The sequence below is a fragment of the Spirillospora sp. NPDC052242 genome, from assembly GCF_040679555.1.
Classification (GTDB): Bacteria; Actinomycetota; Actinomycetes; order Streptosporangiales; family Streptosporangiaceae; genus Spirillospora.
The window spans coordinates 1-3542 of record NZ_JBFAUZ010000110.1 but is presented as its reverse complement, the minus strand read 5'-3'; the positions used below and the strand labels follow the sequence as shown (position 1 = coordinate 3542).

General features: G+C 77.4%; 4 protein-coding genes. 3 read left to right on the top strand and 1 reads right to left on the bottom strand.

Features of this window, described 5'->3' with window-relative positions:
• Positions 1–328 precede the first annotated feature (328 nt).
• Positions 329–1759, top strand: a complete 1431-nt coding sequence (locus AB0L25_RS40990) for a GAF domain-containing protein (RefSeq protein WP_500179043.1) — start codon at positions 329–331, stop codon at positions 1757–1759.
• 49 nt (positions 1760–1808) lie between these two features.
• Here AB0L25_RS40990 and AB0L25_RS40985 read toward each other — a convergent pair whose 3' ends face one another.
• Positions 1809–2558, bottom strand: coding sequence for a histidine phosphatase family protein (locus AB0L25_RS40985; RefSeq protein ID WP_500179041.1), 750 nt, complete (start codon positions 2556–2558; stop codon positions 1809–1811).
• Positions 2559–2604: 46 nt separating this feature from the next.
• On the opposite strand from AB0L25_RS40985, the gene AB0L25_RS40980 reads away from it, so the two are divergent.
• Positions 2605–2970 (top strand): hypothetical protein, encoded by a 366-nt coding sequence (locus AB0L25_RS40980; protein ID WP_500179039.1) that lies wholly within the window; start codon positions 2605–2607, stop codon positions 2968–2970.
• A 136-nt stretch (positions 2971–3106) separates the two neighbouring features.
• On the top strand, positions 3107–3542 hold a 436-nt coding region (locus tag AB0L25_RS40975), incomplete at its 3' end, for a hypothetical protein (RefSeq protein ID WP_500179045.1).

Genomic DNA, 3542 nt, shown 5'->3' with positions numbered 1-3542 from the left:
GCCCACCACTTCTTACAGCTCTTTATACTACACCTCCAACACCAACCCCCCCCCGCCACCGCCGGGGCGGCCCCCCTGGCGCCCGCGCACGCCCCCCCGCACGCGATCCCCCCGCCCGCGGTGCGGGGCGGCGGGACCCCCTCGGGAAGCCCCTCGGCTCCCGGCGGTCGGTACGGTAGGCCCGCGCACGTTGCATGCACGTTGCGATCGTCCGATCACGCAGCGTCGCGAAAATCGTCGGCCGGGTTACGGGGAACCGCTTGCGCGGCCCCCGGATTCGGCCGATCCTCAAACCCCGATGTGGTTCGCATGCGGGGGGAGTTCGCCGATGGTGACCAGGGAACGCGCGGCTCGCCCGCGTCCGCCGATCGCCGCGTCGTGGCGGCGCGCCCGGGACGCCGGCGTGGACGCCGGAGTGCCGGCCGCCCCGCTGGTGTTCGACCGGGACGTCCTCGCCGACGCCCGCGCCGCCCATCCGCTGGCGCCGCACCTGCCGCTGCTGCGGGACCTGCTGCGCGGCGTCGCCGACGAGACCGAGCACCTGCTGGTGATCACCGACGAGGCGGGCCGGGCGCTGTGGACGCAGGGGCCGCGCCGGACGCGCCGCGCCGCCGAGCGGATCGGGCTGCTGGAGGGGTTCTGCTGGGCCGAGGAGTCGGTCGGCACGAACGGGATCGGCACCGCGCTCGCCGAGGGGCGGCCCGAGCACGTCTACGCGGCCGAGCACGTCGCGTACGTCCTGCACGGGTGGTCGTGCGCGGGCGCGCCGGTCACCGACCCCGACACCGGACGGGTGATCGGCTGCGTCGACGTCAGCGCGACCGCCGACCGGCTGCATCCGGCGATGGCGGCGCTCGTCGCGACGGCGGCCCGGCTCGCCGAGTCCCGGCTGGAGGTGGAGATGCGGCGGCGGGACGAGCGGTTCCGGGAGCGCTACCTGCCGCACCTGACGGGGATGCGCGGCGGCGCGGCGCTGGTCACCGCGACCGGCCGGATCCTGGCGGGCGGCCCGGACGCGTGGCGGGGGCGGCGCCTGGCGGTGCCCGAGCCGGGCGCGACGATCACGCTGCCGGACGGCCGCGCCATGTTCGCCGAGCCGCTCGGCGAGGTGTACCTGCTGCGCCCGCGCGCCGGGCGGGCCGCCGCCCGTCCGGCGCCCCGGGCGGAGGGCGGGCCGCTGCTGGCGCTGACGCTGCTGGGCGCCGACCCGCCGTTGGCCCGGGTGGACGGACGTCCGGTGCCGCTGACGCTGCGGCACGCGGAGATCCTCGCGCTGCTGGCGCTGCACCCGCAGGGGCTGACCGGCGACCGGCTGTCGTGGCTGCTGTACGGGGACGAAGGCACGCCGGGCACCGTCCGCGCGGAGATCCACCGGCTCCGCGACCGGCTCGGCGGGCTCGTCCGGGCCCGCCCCTACCGGCTCGACTGCGCGGTCGACGCCGACTTCCGGACGGTCCGGCGGCTGCTGGACGAGGGGGACGTGCCGGCCGCCGCGCGGCTGTACGCGGGGGAGCTGCTGCCCCGGTCGGACGCGCCCGCGGTCCGCGCCGAGCGGGACGAGCTGGCGGTGCTGATGCGGCGGCAGGCCCTCGATCGGGGCGGCGCCGAGGCGCTGTGGGCGTACGCGCAGACGGAGCCGGGGCGGGGCGACCTGGAGGCGCTGGAGCGGCTGGGCGCGGTGCTGCCGCCGGGCGATCCGCGCCGCGCCGCCGTCACGACCCGCAGCGACCGGCTCCTCAGCGACGACGACGCCGTCTGACGACCCGCCCGACGACCCGCCCGACGACCCGCCCGACGGGGGACGTCCGTCAGCCGTCGTCCGGGCCGAGGCCGGCGGGGGCGCCGGGGCCCGTCAGGTGGGTGGTGTCGTTGTAGCAGACGGAGCGCAGGCCGTCGGCGCCGTCCCGCCAGCGGGTCAGCGAGCAGTTGCCGATCGGTTCCTTCTCGATCTCCATGATCTCCTGCTCGGTCAGCTCCTCCACCAGGTAGCGGGTGACGACGACGATCGCGTCGTGCGCCACGACCAGGACCCGGCCGCCGGGGGCGTCGGCCTCCACGTCCCGGTAGAAGGAGCGGAGCCGCAGCGCGAGGTCGGCCCACGACTCCCCGCCGGGCGGGCGGTGGTAGAACTTGCCGAGGTGCCGGGCCCGTTCGGCCTCGGCGGGGAAGCGGCGCCGCACCCCGAGGGCGGTGAGGCCCTGCAGGACGCCCTGCTCGCGGTCGCGGAGCCGTTCGTCGACCCGCAGCCGCGGCCCGTCCGGGGCGGCCGGCGCGGCCCAGGACGTCTGCGCGAGCGCGATCCGGGCGGTGTCGAGCGCCCGCAGGTAGGGGGACGAGACGACGAGCGTGGGGCGCTCGTCCGGGGGGAGGTCGGCGAGCCGGCGGCCGAGGGTCTCGGCCTGGGCGCGGCCGCGGTCAGACAGCGGGATGTCGGCGTCCCGCTCGGGGATCCCGGCGTCCTCGGCGCCCGCGCGCTCCGCGTCCCGGTGGGCCAGGTTGCCGGTGCTCTCGCCGTGCCGGGTCAGGTTCAGCCACTGCAGCGCTCTCACGCCCGCCATGCTGCCACGGACGCCGTGCTCTACACGCGGTAGTACTCTTGTCGGCGTGACGAACGTGCTGGCGACCGCGGTCATCGTGACGGCCCTGCTGACGGCCGGGTACGCGCTGGTCACCACGGTGCGGGACCGGCCGATGAGCGTCGGTCACCTGGTGGTGCTCGGCGTCCTGGAGGTCCTGCTGATCGCGCAGGCGGTCGTCGGGTTCGTGAAGCTCGGCGGCGGGGAGGGGCCCGACCCGGCGACGACCTTCGCGGGCTACCTGATCGGGGTGCTGCTGATCCCGCCGGCGGGCGCCGGGTGGGGCCTGCTGGAGCGCACCCGCTGGGGGCCCGGTGTCATCGTGGTCGCGGCGCTGGGCGTCGCGGTGATGGTCGTCAGGATGAACCAGCTGTGGAGCGGGACCGTTGCCTGAGCCCGAGATCGAGCCCGAGATCGAGCCCGAGATCGAGCCCGAGGCCCGGGACGTCCGGCCCGGAGCCCGCGCGGACGACGGCGCCCGCGCCGACGCCGAGGCCCGCGCGGGCGGCACCGGGAGCGGGCCGGGCCGGATGCTGGTCGCCGTCTACGCGATCTTCGCGCTGGCGGCGGGGGCCCGGGCCGGGGTGCAGATCGCCACGAACTTCGGCGACGCGCCGGTCGCCTACGCGCTGTCGGCGCTCGCCGCCGCCGTCTACGTCCTGGCGACGGTGGCGCTGGCGCTCGGCGGGCGCACCTCGTTCCGCGTCGCGGTGGCGGCCTGCGCGGTCGAGCTCGCCGGCGTGCTGGTGGTGGGGACGCTCAGCCTCGCCGATCCCGCGGCGTTCCCCGACGAGACCGTCTGGTCCGGGTACGGCCGCGGCTACGGGTTCGTGCCGCTGGTGCTGCCGGTGCTGGGCCTGCTGTGGCTGCGCCGCACCGCCCGCTCGGGCGGCGGGACCCGAGCGGGCGGTGGGCGCCCTGCGGCCTGGCCGCCCGCGAGCCGCAGCAGCGCCGACACGAGGTACC

Coding starts and splice junctions, on each gene's coding strand:
- AB0L25_RS40990 (WP_500179043.1), top strand. CDS start 329: ATGGTGACCAGGGAACGCGCGGCTCGCCCGCGTCCGCCGATCGCCGCG.
- AB0L25_RS40985 (WP_500179041.1), bottom strand. CDS start 2,558: ATGGCGGGCGTGAGAGCGCTGCAGTGGCTGAACCTGACCCGGCACGGC.